The sequence below is a fragment of the Photobacterium rosenbergii genome (assembly GCF_033022775.1).
In the GTDB taxonomy this organism is placed as follows: Bacteria; Pseudomonadota; Gammaproteobacteria; order Enterobacterales; family Vibrionaceae; genus Photobacterium; species Photobacterium rosenbergii_A.
The window spans coordinates 48,919-68,085 of sequence record NZ_JAWJZI010000015.1 but is presented as its reverse complement, the minus strand read 5'-3'; the positions used below and the strand labels follow the sequence as shown (position 1 = coordinate 68,085).

The window sequence follows — 19,167 nt, the reverse complement described above, 5'->3', positions numbered from 1 at the left end:
GTTTTTATGTTAAATAAACATCTAGGAATGATTTATATTCCTTGTTGGAATTCGTGAGTAATAAAGTGAACAAAGAATGTCCGTTTGATAGTTTTACACGTGTACTTCACCTTCAAATGAAAGAGGTTGGGATTGAAAATATATTCAACCAAATTATTGACATTAGTGGAAAGAAGTTAAGCGCAAGAACATTTTCCAATAAAGTAAACCCAAGTCAAGAAAATCACCAGTTAACCATTCATGAATTCTTATTGACTTTGCTCGTGTTGCAAAAAAATGAAAAGCACGTCTATGTAATTGAAGAAATGCTGAAGCTGTTCAATCTCAAATGCGAACGCTTTGAGAGGGAGAACGATCACGATATTACATACCGTAATGTACTGAATGCATGGATGAATTGGGATAAAGAGCGTGGTGATGTTCAACACGAAATCCGAGACGCACTGATCGATGGCAAAGTGAGTAAGAACGAGCTTGAAGATATCAAGAAAGAAATGAATCAGGATATTGAAGCGATGATAAAGTTAAGGGACATGCTTGAATTTGCTTGTGAAAACCGCGTCGTGATTAAATGATTTAATATCATTTTCGTTAAACAGGGGAGTCGCGATTAAGACTCCCCCTTAATTTTATATAGCGTTATTTCAGGTTATCCCTCCCTTAAAACCTTCAGTTTCCCTTTTATTTTAAATGTTTTTTAAAAACCTTCCCCTCGTGTTAGCTAAAATAACACCTGTTTTTGTGGAACTTACTATTTAATAGTTGGCTTAATTTCATTAAATTTTAATAAACTCACCACAATGGTAACAACGGTGAATTTCTTTATAAAAGATACGTTGAACCAATGTTCTTTTAATACGATAAATACGACTATGATTACATTTCATGATAATACCACTACTTTTTATTTTAATTTTTAATAAGGATAGTTTTTAATTTACTATCTTTATTATTCAACAATGATTGCTGACGAGATAGATATTACGGAATTCAGAAATGAAAAGTACGTGAACAGGCTTGTGCAATTCACATCCGGTCGTTAGGTGCTTGCAGGGGAGATTAAGGGGGCAAGTAGTGAGTACATGATTGGCATACCCGAGATAACTAAAACCGATACACACCATCAAAGCGACTCCCCCGACCCACCCCAAGAAAACAAGAGAGGCTCAAGACCGGCACTTTAATGGCATGCTGAAAACGTATTTATGCGATTGTTATACTAACCAATTCACGGCGTTCTGGAACAAGGTTGTTGGTGCTCACGACAACAACCCTTTGGATTTACTGGCGTTCGCCAATGGCCTCGTCCCTGGATATGGCGGTGGGCCTGCGGCAACCTTGAGATCCCGTAACTCAATATCATCATTTCGCTGTTCATCATTTTCCCTACCCTGTTTCTTAACCACTGGGTATAAACATGAAAACTTAATGCCAACATTGGGGACTAGATTAAAGTCATTTACTTTCAAGACTTTAACACCAAACCCGCTATGATTGATCTTTTTATCCCCGCCCCACCTTGGTGAAACCTGCCCCATTGTAGGACAAATCATACAAGCCAAGGCGGCTCTCTGAGGGTTACTGAGTTACCGATACCGATTCAGGGATAAACGAGCGCAGCGTAGCAATTTCCTGCCGCCAGATATCCGGGTTAATGGTTTCCAGCACCAGCGGAATATTGTCGAAACGGCTGTCTTGCATCAGATAACGGAAGCAATCCCAACCAATCTCCCCTTCACCCAAGCTGTGGTGACGGTCAAGATGGCTGCCCAAGCCGCCTTTCGAATCATTGAGGTGCATGCCGCGTAGGTATTGCATCCCGACAACTTGGTCAAATTCAGCAAACGTCTTGTCCGTCGCGGTTTCGCTGCGCAAATCGTAGCCGGCAGCAAACGCATGGCAGGTATCGATACACACCCCGACCCGCGACTTGTCCTCAACCTGTTCGATAATACTGGCCAGCTGCTCGAAGCGCCAACCGAGGTTACTCCCTTGCCCTGCGGTGTTTTCGATCACCGCCACCACATTCGGCACGGCTTGGTGCGCCATATTGATAGATTCAGCAATCAAGGACAGGCACTCGCCCTCGGGGATCTTTTTCAAATGGCTGCCCGGGTGGAAGTTCAGCAAATGCAGACCCAATTGCTGGCAGCGAACCATTTCGTCAATGAACGCGTTGCGTGACTTTTCCAACTTCTCGCTCTCAGGCGCACCAAGGTTTATCAGGTACGAGTCATGGGGGAGGATGGCCTCTGGGGTATAGCCATATTGCTGGCAGCGGGCCTTGAACGCGGTTATTACATCCAGCTCCAACGGCTTGGCCGCCCATTGGCGCTGGTTCTTGGTAAACAAGGCAAAGGCATTGGCACCAATCTTGTGGGCATTCTCTGGCGAGTTGTGTACACCGCCGGCAGCGGATACGTGCGCACCAATTAATTTCATCTTTTTACTACTCTGAAGGTTTGCATTTTAAGCACGGATTGTACGTTATTTATCAACGTCAACGCTTACAGATTGATCGGGGCAAGCGCACATTTTCCGCGAGGTTAGATAGAAGACACCTGTCATATTGATGTAATTTTACTACAAATGATCGCTTCAAATATTTTTTAAATGATAAAATATTAGTTAAACACCAATAAATATGCGGCTTAGTTGACCTAGCTCAATAAAATAGCCTGAATTTATTTAAGGTTTTTTGTTGTAATTTGATCTAAATCAATACACAATTGACACCATCGAGATATATAATACGCAACTCAACAAGAAAACCGAAAAAACTAACGACATTCTCTTTAGCGGTGATTGCGAATTATAACTACTAAAAAATATGGCTTATGGCGGTTGAAGCTTTTTTGCTCACATGGCTTCACTTACTCATAAAACCGAAATTCGGTCGTATTTTTCAATAGTCATAATTTTGCAAAATCAGGCTTAAACCTCAGGGGTTAGGTCATAAGAGATAAGTCTTAAAACGGAGAAGAAAGTCATGATCCAAGGTATTCAAATCACTAAATCAGCTAACGATGACCTACTAAACTCAATCTGGCTGCTAGATACTGAAACTAACGAAGCTCGCTGTGTTGCTGCTTCTGCTGGTTTCGAAGCTGACCAAGTGGTTCCTGCTGCTGATCTAGGTGAGTACGAGTCTCGTGAAGTTGCTATCGAAGCACCGGCTAAGATCGAAGGTGGCCAGCACCTAAACGTTAACGTTCTTAAGCGTGAAACGCTGGAAGATGCCGCTAAGCACCCAGAAAAATACCCACAGCTAACTATCCGTGTATCTGGCTACGCGGTACGCTTCAACTCTCTAACTACAGAGCAGCAGCGTGATGTTATCGCACGTACTTTCACTAACAGCCTGTAATCACAGCTCCTGTTAGCAAAAACGGTGCCCAAGGGTGCCGTTTTTTTTATGCCTACCGAAACACATTCCGAACACCCTCAACGCATGCTGTTTATATTATCATCTGAAATGTGACGACAAATTAGGTATTTATGTTAATTAAACTGTACATTCATAGCGTTGCCTACCACCCAATGTCTGTATCCACGGGCAATGCCACAAACATGGAGCTTTTTATATAACAATATTTTCGGAGCCAGTTCATGAAGTTAATCCTCAAGCTTATCGCGGGTATTTTGATCGGTATCCTCCTTGGTTTCTTCGCCCCAGACGCCATAATCCGCGTCTTGCTGACTATCAAACTCCTTGGTGGGCAGCTGATCGGTTTCACCATTCCCCTTATCATCCTGTTCTATATCACCAGCGGCATTGCCAGCCTGCCAAAAAATTCCGGCTCGCTACTGGGTAAAACCGTGGCCCTATCCTACGGTTCAACCATTATTGCCGGTAGTTTGGCTTTCATAGTAGCCAGTACTGTGATCAGCGGTATGGCTGAGCCTGTCACCGCAGCAGCAGACAGTGCCGACAAGCTCACCAGCTTTATTACCATTGAAGTGCCACCGCTGTTTGGCGTCATGACAGCCCTGGCCACAGCCTTCCTGTTTGGCCTCGGGATCAGCATTACTGACAGCAAGCCGCTGAAGACCATCGCCGAAGACGGCCGCAGGATCATCGACCTATTACTTTCCAACATTATTATCCCGCTCCTGCCGTTCTACATTGCTGGCGTGTTCGCCGAAATGGCCGCTGAAGGCACCGTCTTCTCGACTCTGAAAACTTTCGGTCTGGTACTTGCACTGGCTATCTTCATGCACTGGTTTTGGATCACCATCCAATACACGGTTACAGGCTTGGCATTGGGCTATTCGCCGCTGAAGCTGATCAAGAACATGATGCCGGCGTATTTTACCGCTGTCGGTACCATGTCTTCGGCTGCCACTATTCCGGTGACACTGCGCCAGACCAAGGAAAATGGTGTCAATGAATCCATCGCCAACTTTACTATCCCGCTGTGTGCCACCATCCATCTGTCAGGCTCCACCATTACCTTAGTGACCTGTTCGACGGCGGTCATGGCACTCAGCCAGCACACTGCAATTCCATCACTGCTTGAAATGCTACCGTTTATCATGATGCTCGGGGTGACAATGATTGCTGCACCGGGTGCACCGGGCGGTGCCGTGATGGCCGCCCTCGGCCTGATGGCATCAATGCTGGGATTCGGTGAAGCTGAACTGGCTCTGATGATTGCCTTGTATATGGCCCAAGACAGCTTCGGTACTGCCTGTAATATTACCGGAGACGGTGCTATCTCCTTGTGGGTCAACAAGTTTGCCAAACAGCCTCAACCTCAGGCTATCGAACAAGCAGACGTCTAAATCACTAACCAACTCGGATAAGGCAGGCAGTGAGCCTGCCTTTTTTATAAAACCGATATCACAGAGGCATTTTTCAATCACCAAGCATTCTCATGCGCCTTAATTTATGTCAAAAAAAGCATCGGTATGCTGTTATTGCACCCAAGCAAATCACTATTTCACTCGATGTAACACATAAAACACCTCTTTTTTGGCATCCGCCGCCAAGTAATGGTAAAAACGTCGCCGCTTTGTTACGGACTACTATCCATTTTCCTCAATAGGACTATTGGCGATGAAACTGATTTTAAAACTCATTGCTGGCATTCTGGCCGGTATTCTCTTCGGCCTGTTTGCCCCCGATGTGCTGGTTCAGATCCTGATCACCATGAAGGCTTTGATCAGCCAGCTGATTGGCTTCACCATTCCCCTGCTTATCCTTTTCTTTGTCACCAGCGGGATCGCAAACCTACCGAAAAACTCCGGCAAGCTGCTGGGTAAAACCGTCGGCCTGAGCTACCTGTCAACCATGGGTGCCGGTGCCATGGCTTACCTGGTGGCAGGGCAGATCCTGCCGTCAATGCTGCACAGCCCAGCTGAAGTCAGCGAAGCAGCCCGCACCCTGGCTCCGCTGATTGATTTGAAAATCCCGCCAGTCATGGGGGTCATGACCGCCCTCGCCGTGGCCTTTATCTTTGGCCTGGGTATCACAGCAACCAACAGCGAGCACCTGCGCAAACTGAGTGACGAAGGCCGTGACATCATCGAGTTGTTCCTGGCCAAGGTGATGGTACCGTCACTGCCGTTCTATATCGCCGGCGTATTTGCCGACATGACGGTTAAAGGCACGGTGTTCTCGACCCTGAAAACATTCACCCTGGTGCTGGTACTGATTGTCGCCCTGCACTGGCTATGGCTGACTTTCCAGTTCATCAGCACCGGTGCACTGCTTGGCCGCTCACCGCTCAAGCTGCTGAAAACCATGCTACCTGCCTACGTTACCGCGCTGGGTACCATGTCATCTGCTGCCAGCCTGCCTGTGACCTTGCGCCAGACCCAGCAAAACGGAGTGAAAAAGCCAATTGCCAACTTCGTGGTACCACTTTGTGCCAATATCCATATGTCCGGCTCGGCGATCAGTATCACTTCTGTCTGCGTCGCGGTTATCCTGGTAACCGGTAATGCCACCGTTCCGAGCTTCATCGAAGCACTGCCGTTTATCGGAATGCTGGGTATTACCATGGTTGCTGCGCCGGGTGCTCCGGGTGGTGCAGTCATGGCAGCGGTTGGCCTGCTGGGCTCTATGATGGGCTTTACTGAAGCAATGATCGGCCTGCAAATTGCCCTACACCTCGCACAAGACGGTTTCGGTACGGCTTGTAACATCACAGGTGACGGTGCGCTGGCACTTTGGGTGGACAAATTTGCCGATGAAACTGCCTCCGGTGAGGTGATGGAAGCAGAAACTACAGCTACCAGCAATGAGCAAACCGCCTAAGCCATATCCTAGACATCTGCATACCAAACAAAAAGGGAGCCAATCGGCTCCCTTGTTTCTTTTAAGTAATATAAAGCTTACTGCACGCTACGCAGTACTGCTTTTAGCTGCTCGAAGTCATTGTCACGCTCGAGTGACAGCAGCTCCATCGCATTGTGCTTGGCCAGCGGCGCTGGCAGGTCGATGTCCTTGCCCAGGATCTCATCCACCACTTCTTTGAACTTAGCCGGGTGGGCAGTACACAGGAACAGGCCCGTTTCGCCTTCAGCCAGTTGCTCGTTCAAAATGCGGTAGGCAATCGCGCCGTGCGGCTCGCACAGGTAACCCTCCTGCTCCATCTCGCGCAAGGTTTCAGCCGTTTGCTCGTCATTAACGGCGCCATAGCCCAACTCTTCAAGCCCCCAGCCTTTAAGGCGGCATAGCTCTTCGATACGAGGCCAGTTGTTTGGCTGACTGACATCCATCGCATTGGAGATAGTCGGTACCGTTGGCTCCGGTGTCCAATTACCAGTTTGCAGGTAACGCGGCACGGTATCATTAACGTTAGTTGCCGCAATAAAACGCTTCACCGGCAGGCCAATAGCTTTGGCCAGCAAACCCGCTGTCAAGTTACCGAAGTTACCGCTCGGTACTGCAATCACCAACTCCTCGCGCTTTTCTTTCGGCAGCTGGGCAACGGCTTCGAAATAGTAGCAAATCTGGGCCAGCAAACGGCTGATATTGATAGAGTTAGCAGAGTTCAACCCAACTTCCTTACGCAGCTCGGCATCATCAAAGGCTTGCTTGACCAACGACTGGCAATCATCAAAGGTGCCGTTTACCGCAACCGTTGAAATGTTGCCGCCAAGGGTACAGAACAATTTTTCCTGCAGCGGACTGATCTTGCCCTTAGGGTAAAGGATCACCACCTTGATGTTATCCATGCCATAGAACGCATGGGCTACCGCCGCACCGGTATCACCCGAAGTCGCAGTCAAAATTGTGATTTTGCCGTCACTCTCAGACACCGCCGCCAAAGACTGGGCCATGAAACGACCACCAAAGTCCTTGAAAGCCAGTGTCGGGCCATGGAACAACTCAAGGGCATAGACCCCGTCTTTGACCGGCTTGATCGGTGCGGTGAACTGGAAAGCATTGCCGACCATCTGGGAGACGGTCTCAGAGGCTAGCTCCTCGCCGATAAATGCCGACAGGATAGCCGTACTGCGGCTGACAAAATCTTGCTCCAGCAGCGCATCCACATTGTCGAAAGCCGGTAGCTCGGCAGGAAAAAACAAGCCCTGGTTGCTTCCCAGCCCCTGGCGTACTGCCTGGCCGAACGAAACCTGCTCTTGGTGATCTTTTAGGTTATATAGCTTCATGGTTACAGCTCACTTCCTGTTACTCTTGAGCCCTGCCCGTCCAAACGACAGACATGGACGAATCCTTCTTCATTCTGAACATAATGATCTTGCAACCATCGTGCAATACGTTTTGCGACTTCAAGGTCATCGCACACGGTAAACATCGTCGGCCCCGAGCCGGAGATCCCGCTAGCCAGAGCCCCAGCTTCCAGCGCATACTGCCGCGCTTTGGCAAAACAAGGCAGCAAACGCTCGCGGTATGGCTCAGCAACCACATCTTTGATCATTTTTGCTGCCAGCTCAGGTTGACCAGAATGACAAGCATGGATAAAGCCGCCCAGGTAACGGCCATGGGCAATTACATCCTGACGGCGGTACTGGGATGGCAAGATAGCGCGGGCTTCTGCCGTCGGCACTTTGATGCCCGGATACGCCATGACCCAGTACCAGTTATCGAAGCATGGCACCGACTGGCTGATGATCCCCAGCTCTTCGACCATAAACTGCAGCCCGCCCAAATAGCACGGGGCGACATTGTCGTAGTGCAAGCTACCGGAGATCTCAGCTTCCATCTCCCCCATCAGGGCCAGCAATTCTGTCTCATCGAGCGGTTGGTCATGAAAGCGGTTCAGCGCATCGAGCGCCGCAACAATCGAACAGGCACTGGAACCCAGGCCCGATCCGATCGGCATGTTCTTTTCCAGGGTTAGGGCGACAGGTTTAAGCGCCGCCCCTTTCTTATCCAGCTCGCGGGCAAAAACCTGCCAGCAGCGGTAGACAATATTCTCTTCCGCCTGCTTGGGCAGCTTATCGACAAACGCCCCGACACAGCTCAGAGAAAATGGCTGAGAGCCTTGCTCAGCCAATACCCTATCGCCAAGCAAGGTGCCATCGATAGGAGACACGGCGGCCCCCAGAACATCAAAACCGACACTGACATTGCCAATCGACGCCGGCGCATAAACCACTACACTCATCTTACACTCCTAATTTCCAGCCCAGCGTACGCATCAAGTCGGCGAAGACCCCTGCGGCTGTTACTTCTGTACCGGCACCATAACCTCGTAGCACCAATGGGATTGGCTGGTAGTAGCGGCTGTAGAAAGCCAGCGCATTCTCACCATCCTTGATCTTGAACATAGGATCGTCCGGGTTGACCGCGGCAATCTTCACTGCACATTTACCGTCTTTGATTTCACCGACATAACGAAGCACTTTACCCTCGCTGGCTGCCTCTTCAATCAAATTGGCAAAGTAGGCATCCGCTTCAGGCAAACGCGCCATGAAATCATCAACTGAACCTTCGGCATTGAAACCCGGTGGCAGAGCCTGCTCGACCACCACATCTTCCAGCTCAAGCGCCATTCCGGCTTCACGGGCCAGGATCAGCAGTTTGCGGGCAACATCCATCCCCGACAGATCATCACGCGGGTCCGGCTCGGTGAAGCCATTGTTACGGGCAACCGTCGTCGCCTCGCTAAAGCTCATTCCCTCGTCCAGCTTGCCGAAGATAAAGGACAGCGAACCAGACAAAATACCTGAGAAACGCTCCAGTTCATCACCGGCCGCCATCAGGTTCTGCAAGTTTTCGATAACCGGCAGGCCAGCACCGACTGTCGTGTCGTACATGAACTTACGGCGCATTGAGCGCGCAGCCTGACGCAGCTGCTGGTAGTAAGCCATGCTGGCAGTATTTGCTTTCTTGTTCGGGGTGATCACGTGGAAGCCTGCAGACAGGAAGTCAACATACTGCTCGGCAATGCCTTGGTCTGACGTACAATCAATGACAATTGGGTTGATCACGTGGTTACGTTTCACCAGCTGGATCATACGCGCAAGGCTCAGAGGTTCGGAAACCTGGCCCATCGCATCACGCCAGTTCTCCAGCGGGAGACCGTTGCTGTCTAGCAGCAAACCCTTGCTGTTGGCCAAACCACATACCCGGATCACAATGCCATTCTCGGCCAGTTTCGCCTGCTGGCGCTGGATCTGATCCACCAGCTCACCACCGACGCCCCCGACGCCAATCACAAAGACATCAAGGAAGTGCTGGCTGTTGAACAGGTTCTCGTGACATGCCTTGACCGATTCGGAGATCTTGTCGTCTGGGATCACTGCAGAAATTGCACGTTCGGAAGAACCCTGGGCAATGGCCACGATATTGACGTCCACTTCAGACAGCGAGGTAAAGAAGCGCGAAGCCACACCACGGGAGGTGCGCATACCGTCGCCAACCAAGGTCACGATCGCGACGTTATCCATAAATTCAACCGGCTCAAGCAGGCCTTCTTTCAGCTCCAGCTCAAAGTGGTCCTTGAGGGCTCGCTGGGCTGCCAGTTTGTCCTCGCTCTCGATACAGAAGCTGATGCTGTACTCCGACGAAGACTGGGTGATCAATACAATCGACACACCGGCCGATGACATGGCACCAAACACACGGGCGGCCATACCAACCATACCTTTCATTCCCGGACCCGACACATTGACCATGGTCAGATCTTTCAGGGTAGTGATCCCCTTGATATCCAGTTTATCTTCACCGGTATCAAGACCAATCAGCGAGCCAGCTCCCTGCGGGTTGAAGCTGTTTTTGATAAGGCATGGAATGTGGAATTGAGCGATAGGAGCAATGGTTTTCGGGTGCAGAACCGATGCACCGAAGTAGGACAGCTCCATCGCTTCCTGGTAGCTCAGTGATTTGAGCAGACGGGCATCCGGTACCAAACGAGGATCACAGCTGTAAACACCATCGACATCAGTCCAGATCTCACAGCATTCGGCACGTAGACAAGCTGCCAGTACCGCCGCCGAATAGTCCGAGCCATTACGGCCAAGGGTGACCAACTCGCCTTTTTCGTTACCGGCAGTAAAGCCCGGCATGATATTGACATGGTCCTGCGGCAGAGGGTTTTGACGGAAGTTCTGGGTAGAGGCTTCAATATCAACGTGGGCCTCGAGGTAATCACCCTGTGCCAGCAAGTACTCCACAGGGTCAATCAGACTAGCCTGGTGACCTTTGGCCTGCAGCAGCGACTGCATCATAACGATAGACAGCCTTTCACCCTTACTGATGATTTTGGCATAGACATTGTCAGGGCAGAGGCCCAACAATTTAATACCGTGAACGTATTGCTTCAGCTGACCCAGCGAGCTCGCCAATTTGGCCTCCAATGCCTCCTTGTCAAAGCCAGGCTCAACCTCTTTTAGCCCCGACAGCAGTTCATTGAACACCGCTTCCAGATCGGCCAATTGTGCTTCCGCCTCACCAAACTGGATACTGTTTTCAATCACTGACACCAATTTATTGGTGACTTTACCCGGTGCCGACAGCACCACTGAAACCGGCCCCTGCTGGGCGTTATTGGCGATAATATCCGCTGCCCGAGAAAACCGGTCAGCATCGGCCAACGATGAACCACCAAACTTTAATACTCGCATTCCCTACTCCCACAACTTCCTAAAACGTGCCCCCGGCGACTTTTTGCCACTCCAGGATGAAATATCAGGTTAAAAAAAAGCCCACATCTTTTTGGGATGTGGGCTTTTTTTTGCAATTCTTTCGCGCATCAGCCCACCCCAGCAATCATGGTGCCGGTAATAATAATGGTGGTTGTATTCATGCTGAATGCGTTAAACATAGGTGTCCTAAAAAGATAACCAATATATGTATGCATTTACGTTTACCGTAATCATTTTCCCGAGTCAACCTTATTTTTACCGCAAGATGTCTATTTAACTAGCAAAATGCAGGTAAAACTAGCAGCATAGCTATACCATTAAGGTATGGTTGATATCATTTTATTGCAGTTATCTAAAACACCATGCATAGTAGATATGGTGAATAATTAAGCAACTTAGGATGATGCGCCTGAGCTAGGGAATCTTGAGCTTGGGAACAATGTGCCGTCACTTGTAGGCTAACTTGATAAGAATAGGGAGTTCGGATGACAGCTGCTATGGAACAACTTGTCGCCCATACGATTCTGCAAGGTTTCGATGCCATGTATGGCCGATTTTTGGATGTGACGGCCGGCGCGCAGGAGCGCTTCGAAAGCCAGAATTGGCCAGCCGTTCAACAGGCGCTCAAGACCCGTATCAAGTTCTATGACCACCATGTCGGACTCGTCACCAGCCAAATTACCATCATGCTGGGTAAGCGCTATGCCAACCACGCATTTTTGATGGCGGTCAAAAATGCCTATGAGGATCTGCTGCTCGATTACCCCCGTTACGATATTGCCGAGAGCTTTTTCAATTCAGTCTATTGCCGGATCTTCGAGCATCGCAATATCAAACGCGACAAGCTGTTTGTCCATAGCTCGCAGGAAGGCAGGATCCCTATTTACCCGACCAACCTCAGCCGGCTGTACAATACCGGGGCGACGCTCGACACCTTGCTGAGCCGGATCCTCGATGATACGCCGTTCAGCCTCGAATGGGAGGACAAGCAACGGGATGTCCAGTTGCTCAGCGAGCGTATCAGCCAGCATTTGGCAGCAGTTGGCAATCCACCACCAGTGATCGAAATGATCCGCGAGCCGTTTTTCCGTAACAAAGCTGCTTATCTGGTAGGGCGTCTCCGTTTTGACGATGACCACCACCTCCCTATCGTGCTCCCTATTCTCACTACCAACGAAAACAAGCTGTATGTCGATGCCTGCCTAGTGGATGTCGATGCGGTCAGTATCCTGTTTGGCTTCGCCCGCTCCTATTTCATGGTTTACGCCCCAGCACCGGCCGCACTGGTCCGTTTCCTCAGTGAACTGATGCCAAACAAAACCAAGGCAGAGCTCTATACCGCAATAGGTTGCCAGAAGCATGGCAAAACCGAGCTATACCGCGAGTTTCTCCACCATATTGAACATTCCGATGATCAGTTCGTGTTAGCGCCGGGGATCAAAGGCATGGTGATGTCGGTATTTACCCTGCCGTCCTATGGTTTTGTGTTCAAGATAATCAAAGACAAATTTGCCCCGCAAAAAGAGATAAGCCATGCCGTGGTGAAGGAAAAATATCGGCTGGTAAAAGAGCACGACCGGGTAGGGCGAATGGCCGATACCCAGGAATATCGTAACTTCAGCTTCGACCGCCACCGCTTCAGTGACGAACTACTGGAAGAGTTGCTCAAGGTCGCCCCGTCTATCGTCAAGGTCACCGAACAACAAATCCTGATCAAGCACCTGTATATCGAGCGGCGGATGATCCCTTTCAATTTGTATATTGAGCAAGCCAACGATGACGATCTGCGCCATGCGGTTGATGAATACGGCAAGGCCATCAAGCAGCTGGCGGCCGCCAACATCTTCCCCGGCGATATGCTGTTCAAGAATTTCGGGGTGACCCGCCACAAGCGGGTAGTGTTCTACGACTACGATGAGATCAGCTACATGACGGAGATGAACTTCCGCCAGATCCCACCTCCACGCTATCCGGAAGACGAGATGGCGGCAGAACCTTGGTACAGTGTCGGGGTTAATGATGTCTTCCCGGAAGAGTTTCGGACCTTCCTGCTGATCAATCCAAAGGTTAGGCAGCTTTTCAACGAACTGCACAGTGATCTGTTCGAACCCCAATACTGGCAGCAATTGCAGAGCAATATCGAGGAAGGCAAATTCGAAGATGTTTTCCCTTACAGTAACCAGCAACGACTCATTTTCGGCCTGAGGCCTAGCTAAATAGGGCAAAAATGTCTCAGCAATGCAAAACCATTGTGTCATTTTTGTACTAAATGGCTTAATATTATTTTGTTCTTGATGGTACTTTGTTAAGGATACATACAAAAAATCACAACAATAAAACAGGGAAGGTGATGAATGCGTACATGGCTAATCACAATTGCCCTGCTGGTAGTGGCGTTACCAACAACAGCAGCAGAAAGCAGGCTATTGAACATACTTGACGATAATTCGTCTTCTGGGTGGTTTATGTCATCCCAGTCCAAAGGCGCAGAGCAGTTCGATCTCTGGCAAATCGACAGCGGCTATGCCTACTCTATTTCAGATAACACTGAGCTTTATCTCAGTACCCGCTTGAAAAGCGGCAACGAAAACCAATCAGCCAGTCGTGGGCTGTTATCCGGAGTGAAATATAGTTTCACCCCGAAACTGAGCTTACAAAGTGCCGTGACTTCCGAAACGCAGAACCAAGACACAGTGATGAGTGTGGAGGTATCGAGCCAATATGAAGTAACGGAAAGGCTGAACTTGCATGCTACGCTCGACTATGAGTCACTGGAGCAAATTTACCAATTCGGGATAGGCTTTCGTTTCTAGCGCTATTCCATCACCTCTTTTCCCGTAAACCTAGCAAAACGCCTGGCTCAGCCAGGCGTTTTGCTATTGGGTTCCTTGTTGCCATCAGGCCTTTCACTACGAATTGATAACGGATAGATCAAGCGGCTGCTTGCTAAAGACAATACCATTGAGGTCGGCATAGAGCATGTCTCCCGGATACACCAAGGTATGGGCAACGGTAAGCGTGACGTTTTCCTCACCGGTTTGGCGCTTGACGGTTTTCACCGGACAGGTTGCCAATGCCTTAACTCCGATATCCAACGTTGCAATGATCCCGACATCGCGCGCAGCACCGTTTATGATGATCCCTTCCCAGCCACTTTTCTGGGCCAGCAGCGCCAGCTGATCGCCAAGCAGGGCTTTGTTACAAGAAGCGTGCCCGTCGATAAACAGTACTTTTCCTTTACCTTCGCGGGAGAGGATATCTCGCACCAAGCTGTTGTCCTCAAAACACCGCAAAGTAACTACTTCACCATAGAATACCGTCCGGCCACCATAATTCTGCAGAGTCAGCGGTAACCAACGCACATCCTGTTCAAAGTGATCGCATAAATCCGGGGTTAAATCTTTCATCGCAGGCTCCTTTATTGTCTTTGTTGCCTTCCCTATCCAAGGCCATTTTTTCCCCATCTCCTTTGGGGCTACGTTAAGTGTAGAGAAAGCTCGGCCAATCACCCAATCTTTGTGTCTCCACACCGTCGAGTAAAACTGGCACTAAAAACAGCTCGTTACCTTCGACCCAATAAATTGCGTTCTGCTCCCAGCGCCGGGCTTCCAAACATGCGGCCTCCTTGCTCAGTGGCACGATAAAGCCTAATTCCTGCCACTGCCCATCCGGGGCGCTGCAGCTGATCGGCAACACACTGTCGCATTGTGATTTGAGCGCTAACTCAAGCTTTTGATGTCGAACTAGGTTGTCTTTCTTGCTAAGAACGATGCTTCTCGGATTAAATGCTGTTAGAATTGCAAAGCAAGGGTAAACAGGGTGTTGCTTAAGATTAAAGATGATCGATTGGTAGCTACACCATAGCGATTTTTTTTCACACATAGAAAGTGACACCTGAGGGACGATGCATTTTTTTGTAGCGAATGTTAAACAAAGTAGAGAGTCGTAATACACTTCATACTGTTTGATGTAAATCAATAAAGTGCCCGAAAGCAGCACGGAAACAATGCACTTATATTGTTAGCGAGCTGTTAAGTGAATACAATCGTCGCCATCCCACGGAAATTGTAGCCAATGCCCCTAAGTTTGGGCTTTTTCAGCGAAAATCATCATGTCATGATGAGCTGGATAAATGGATGGCGTACCAACAGGAAAATGAGGAAATACGACCAAGCACGTATTTCTCCCAAGTTTTTGCCTGTATGTGAATTTTTTATATAGAATTTTACTATTCTGTTTTTGACCAGATTCCGTTTTTAGAAATTAGGTACTGCCAATGCAAACCCCTCACATTCTAATTGTAGAAGACGAGCACGTAACACGTAATACCCTGAAAAGCATCTTTGAGGCAGAGGGTTACACAGTATTTGAAGCCAATGACGGCGCTGAAATGCACCAGATGCTTTCTGAGCACCCAGTTCACCTAGTGATCATGGATATCAACCTACCAGGCAAAAACGGCCTGCTGCTTGCGCGTGAACTACGCGAGCAAGGTGACATGGCACTGATGTTCCTGACTGGCCGTGACAACGAAGTGGATAAGATCCTTGGTTTGGAAATTGGTGCTGATGACTACATCACTAAGCCATTCAACCCTCGAGAGCTGACTATCCGCGCTCGCAACCTACTAACCCGTGCGATGAACCAAGGCTTGCCAACTGAAGACAAGCGTATGGTTGAGCGTTACGAGTTCAACGGCTGGTCGCTTGAGATCAACAGCCGTTCATTGGTTAGCCCAAGCGGTGATCAGTTCAAACTGCCACGCTCTGAGTTCCGTGCCCTGCTTCACTTCTGTGAAAACCCAGGCAAGATCCAGACACGTGCCGAGCTGCTGAAAAAAATGACCGGCCGTGAGCTTAAGCCACATGACCGTACTGTCGACGTGACTATCCGCCGTATCCGTAAGCACTTCGAATCCGTGGCTGATACCCCGGAAATCATCGCGACAATCCACGGTGAAGGTTACCGTTTCTGCGGTGATCTGGAAGAAGAATAATCTCTCCGGCTCTTGGCATAGCAAAAAGGCTCCTTTCGGAGCCTTTTTTGTTTTTGTTTTTTGTAACAACGGAAATGGCTGAGGCCGAATTACAACCACCAATCAGAACACCTGACTGATCAATACCTCTTGCTGGATCACTACCTGCTCCTGACCTTGGTAAAGTACCGTCACCGCAATATCAGCCTTGCTACCCGGTAGCCACTCCGGCCCACCACGCATACTGACTTCCAGGCTCATTTCACCTTCCGAGCGAATCTCCAGGTTTTCCTGCGCCAACCACTGCTGGTCGTCCTGCGCTATCATCACCTGCATGATTTCCACCCCTTTAGGCAGTGGCTTCATATCGCGCGTCAACAAGCGGATAGAGGCATGCAGTTTATTGGCGGGCTGGCTACCATCGTCACCGATCACCGGCATGCTGTTGAGCCATAGCTCACTGCCCAAATAGACGGTCACGTCTGACAGCATCAGCTCCTGTGGGGATTGCCAGATATCAATCTCCGCCGGTAAGGTCACCGGAGCCTCCTCGGCAGATGGCGCTTCGCGGTCGGCTTGCTCTCCGACAACAGCAGGATCTTTGGATTCTGCTTCTTGCGCCCTTTCACCACAGCCTGTAACCAATATCATCCCTGCAGCTAGCAGCAACGCTCTTGCATCAGTTCTCATCATCCCCTCTCCTGCTGGGCTAACCAGTCTTTAAGCACCTTAAGATCATTGTGGTAGCCTTCTTTGATTTCATCGACCCAATCGTTGATATTCTCCCACCAGGCCGGCAATTCCGGCGATTGGGCCTTTTGGGCAACCTGCTGGATATGCTTGAGGCCAATGGAGCCGGCCGCCCCTTTAATTTTATGCGCCTCAAACTTGATGCCGTCCTGATCCTTGGCCGTCATGTTGGAGTCGAGGATCGCAATGTATTCCGGCATTTTGGCCTCAAACATTGCAATGCTGTCATACACCGGCTTGGTACCGACAATCTCCACATAGGACGACAGCATTTCCAGATCCAACAAGGTATTGATCATTTCATCGCTAACCCCTTGCGGGCCTTCATTCTCAATCACCAACTCTTCTCCTTCTTCCTCATCCAGCGGGCATGTCAGCACCAAACGCTGGATCACTTCAGTGATTGCCTTGACGCTTAGCGGCTTGCTGATTGCATCATCCATACCTTTGGCCAGATATTCACTTTTATCCTTGATAACATTCGCGGTCAGGGCCACTAGTGCCGGCAGGTAGTCAAACTGCTCACGCAGTTTGGCGGCGACATCAAAGCCGGTCATATCCGGCAGCTGGATATCAAGCAGTACCAAGTCATAGGCTTCAGGGTCGAACATCTCCAGGGCCTCGTCACCGCGCATCGCCACCGTGACCTCATGGCCCAGACTCTCCAACAGAGCCTTGGCTACCGTAATATTGAGCTCGATATCTTCCACCATAAAGATATTCAGGCTGATCTGCGGCGCGGTTGGCAAGGCTTCCTCTTCAACGACACGCTCAACCAATGGGGCGGTGATTGTCACGGTGAATGTACTGCCTTCGCCGACTTCCGAGCTGACGGTAATATCTCCGCCCATCATCTGCACCAGTTGGCGGGACACCGACAAGCCGATGCCGGTACCAACGGCGTGCAGGTTGTCGTCTTCATCCTTAACCTGATAGTACATGGCAAAGATCTTATCGAGCTCTGTCGCCGGGATCCCGATTCCGCTATCCTCAACTTCGAAGGTGATATGAGCCTGCTCATCATCCACCTCGCTGCTAACCGACATCACCACACCGCCATCCTTGGTAAACTTGGTCGCGTTGCTGATCAGATTCCACAGCACCTGACGCAACCGGGTGCCATCTACCTCAATGCACTCAGGTAGCTCTGTCAGCCGCTCGAGGTCGAAGCGTAGGCCTTTTTGGCTTGCCATCAGGCCAGAGATATTCTCCATCTCAGAGACAAAGTCATGGAAGTCGAGCGGTTTAGGCACCAGTTCGAGGCGGCGACGGTCAGATTTGTCCATATCAATAATATCGTTGAAGATATTGCCCAAAGTGATGGCACTGACATAGATGGTACGCATGTAGTCGCTCTGCTCTTGATCGAGCTTGGTCTCAAGCAACATCCGGCTAAGACCCACGATACCATTGAGCGGGGTACGTAACTCATGGCTAATGGTCGAAATGAAAGCGGTCTTGTCGCGGCTTGCCTTCTCCTGCGCATCCTGGTACTGCTTGCGCTCGGTAATATCACGACCAAAGCCCATCAAACCCAGACGTCGGCCGTCACGGCTGTAGAACGGTACCTTACGCAACTCAAAAATAGCCTTACGGCCATCGGGGTACTCCAACCACTGCTCGTAGGTCAAAGAGACATTATTGTTGAACACCTGCTGGTCTGTTTCGGCGATTTTGCTTGCCACTTCTTCGCTGTAGACATCCCAAGGCGTGAGGCCAACCAATTGTTTTTCGGTGCGATTGGTGAGCTCTTCCATCGCCCGGTTACAGCCGGAGAACTGGCCTTTCTCATTACGGTAGTAAATCAAATCAGGCGAGGCATCGAGGAAAGACTTGAGCAATGCGCTCTGCTCGGCCAATTCCAGCTGGGCATTTTCGCGCTGGTAGACTTCGTTTTCAAGATCTTGCATCGCTTCAAGGCGGGCTTGTTCTGCCTTTTCCCGCTCTTCGATTTCCTGATTGAGCTGGTTGATGTTTTCATGCAGCTGCTTGTTGAGTTGCATATCACGCGAGCGCATCTCTTCTAGCTTGGTGACTAACTTGGACAAGCGCTGGCGGGACTCTTCTAGTTGATCCACCACAACAGATAGAAAATAAACGGCCCACGGCGTGATCAACAAACCAAAGAACACCGAGCGGACAATATCAATATCCAGCACTTCGCCCTGCAAAACCAAGGTGACGCCTATCTGCACCACCACTGCCAAGGCCACCAGCGCAAGGGCCAGTAACAAACTAAACTTAACCAGTCCTAGTTTGACCAGCAGATCAACGTAATATTGTGCCAGTACTTTGATGTGTTTCATTATTGCTTCCTATTCACTACCGCTTCACCATCATAATGGCGAGCCGCCGAGAACCCAAGCAGGCTTTTTCCG

General features: G+C 49.7%; 15 protein-coding genes and 1 other annotated feature. Of the genes, 7 read left to right on the top strand and 8 right to left on the bottom strand.

From position 1 onward, the window contains the following. The first annotated feature begins 53 nt into the window (after window positions 1-53). On the top strand, window positions 54-575 hold the full coding sequence (locus R2X38_RS21975; RefSeq protein ID WP_317524494.1) for a phage regulatory CII family protein: 522 nt from the start codon (window positions 54-56) through the stop codon (window positions 573-575). Window positions 576-1,578: 1,003 nt separating this feature from the next. Here R2X38_RS21975 and nfo read toward each other — a convergent pair. Continuing rightward, window positions 1,579-2,442, bottom strand: a complete 864-nt coding sequence (gene nfo / locus R2X38_RS21970) for a deoxyribonuclease IV (protein ID WP_317524493.1) — start codon at window positions 2,440-2,442, stop codon at window positions 1,579-1,581. 547 nt (window positions 2,443-2,989) lie between these two features. Between nfo and grcA the strand changes: the two genes are divergently transcribed. The 3 genes from grcA to R2X38_RS21955 all read left to right on the top strand — a co-directional run bounded on the left by grcA (window position 2,990) and on the right by R2X38_RS21955 (window position 6,262). Beyond that, window positions 2,990-3,367, top strand: coding sequence for an autonomous glycyl radical cofactor GrcA (gene grcA / locus R2X38_RS21965; RefSeq protein ID WP_317524492.1), 378 nt, complete (start codon window positions 2,990-2,992; stop codon window positions 3,365-3,367). Between the two features lie 242 nt (window positions 3,368-3,609). Beyond that, entirely contained in the window at window positions 3,610-4,785 is a 1,176-nt protein-coding gene (locus R2X38_RS21960; RefSeq protein WP_317524491.1) for a dicarboxylate/amino acid:cation symporter, read from the top strand. A 274-nt stretch (window positions 4,786-5,059) separates the two neighbouring features. After that, window positions 5,060-6,262, top strand: coding sequence for a dicarboxylate/amino acid:cation symporter (locus R2X38_RS21955; RefSeq protein WP_317524490.1), 1,203 nt, complete (start codon window positions 5,060-5,062; stop codon window positions 6,260-6,262). Between the two features lie 77 nt (window positions 6,263-6,339). Here the strand turns inward: R2X38_RS21955 and thrC are convergent, their stop codons facing one another. From thrC to thrA, 3 genes are read right to left on the bottom strand one after another with little or no spacing between them, the layout of a single operon-like run. Beyond that, on the bottom strand, window positions 6,340-7,623 hold the full coding sequence (gene thrC, locus R2X38_RS21950; protein ID WP_317524489.1) for a threonine synthase: 1,284 nt from the start codon (window positions 7,621-7,623) through the stop codon (window positions 6,340-6,342). A gap of 2 nt (window positions 7,624-7,625) precedes the next feature. Next, the gene (gene thrB, locus R2X38_RS21945) at window positions 7,626-8,582 is read right to left on the bottom strand and encodes a homoserine kinase (RefSeq protein ID WP_317524488.1); all 957 of its coding nucleotides are present in this window, start codon (window positions 8,580-8,582) and stop codon (window positions 7,626-7,628) included. Between the two features lies 1 nt (window position 8,583). Continuing rightward, the gene (thrA, locus tag R2X38_RS21940) at window positions 8,584-11,043 is read right to left on the bottom strand and encodes a bifunctional aspartate kinase/homoserine dehydrogenase I (protein ID WP_317524487.1); all 2,460 of its coding nucleotides are present in this window, start codon (window positions 11,041-11,043) and stop codon (window positions 8,584-8,586) included. 70 nt (window positions 11,044-11,113) lie between these two features. Further along, window positions 11,114-11,233 (bottom strand) — a sequence feature (Thr leader region). Window positions 11,234-11,549: 316 nt separating this feature from the next. On the opposite strand from thrA, the gene aceK reads away from it, so the two are divergent. Both aceK and R2X38_RS21930 read left to right on the top strand, forming a co-directional pair. Continuing rightward, a complete protein-coding gene (gene aceK / locus R2X38_RS21935) occupies window positions 11,550-13,280 on the top strand; it encodes a bifunctional isocitrate dehydrogenase kinase/phosphatase (RefSeq protein WP_317524486.1) in 1,731 nt (576 codons plus the stop codon). A gap of 138 nt (window positions 13,281-13,418) precedes the next feature. After that, window positions 13,419-13,877 carry a hypothetical protein gene (locus R2X38_RS21930; RefSeq protein WP_317524485.1) on the top strand — a complete coding sequence of 153 codons (459 nt, stop codon included), beginning with the start codon at window positions 13,419-13,421 and terminating at the stop codon, window positions 13,875-13,877. A 96-nt stretch (window positions 13,878-13,973) separates the two neighbouring features. Here R2X38_RS21930 and R2X38_RS21925 read toward each other — a convergent pair whose 3' ends face one another. Together R2X38_RS21925 and R2X38_RS21920 are read right to left on the bottom strand one after the other, a co-directional pair. Beyond that, window positions 13,974-14,471: a putative 4-hydroxy-4-methyl-2-oxoglutarate aldolase gene (locus tag R2X38_RS21925; RefSeq protein ID WP_317524484.1), complete on the bottom strand. Its 498-nt coding sequence runs from the start codon at window positions 14,469-14,471 to the stop codon at window positions 13,974-13,976. Window positions 14,472-14,544: 73 nt separating this feature from the next. Then, window positions 14,545-14,946: a DUF3293 domain-containing protein gene (locus R2X38_RS21920; RefSeq protein WP_317524483.1), complete on the bottom strand. Its 402-nt coding sequence runs from the start codon at window positions 14,944-14,946 to the stop codon at window positions 14,545-14,547. A 394-nt stretch (window positions 14,947-15,340) separates the two neighbouring features. On the opposite strand from R2X38_RS21920, the gene arcA reads away from it, so the two are divergent. Beyond that, entirely contained in the window at window positions 15,341-16,060 is a 720-nt protein-coding gene (gene arcA, locus R2X38_RS21915) for a two-component system response regulator ArcA (RefSeq protein WP_039467143.1), read from the top strand. Window positions 16,061-16,162: 102 nt separating this feature from the next. Here the strand turns inward: arcA and R2X38_RS21910 are convergent, their stop codons facing one another. Together R2X38_RS21910 and arcB are read right to left on the bottom strand one after the other, a co-directional pair. Continuing rightward, window positions 16,163-16,732 (bottom strand): hypothetical protein, encoded by a 570-nt coding sequence (locus R2X38_RS21910; protein ID WP_317524482.1) that lies wholly within the window; start codon window positions 16,730-16,732, stop codon window positions 16,163-16,165. Beyond that, the gene (arcB, locus tag R2X38_RS21905) at window positions 16,729-19,095 is read right to left on the bottom strand and encodes an aerobic respiration two-component sensor histidine kinase ArcB (protein ID WP_317524481.1); all 2,367 of its coding nucleotides are present in this window, start codon (window positions 19,093-19,095) and stop codon (window positions 16,729-16,731) included. Before arcB ends, R2X38_RS21910 begins: the two co-directional genes overlap by 4 nt. Between the last annotated feature and the right edge of the window lie 72 nt (window positions 19,096-19,167).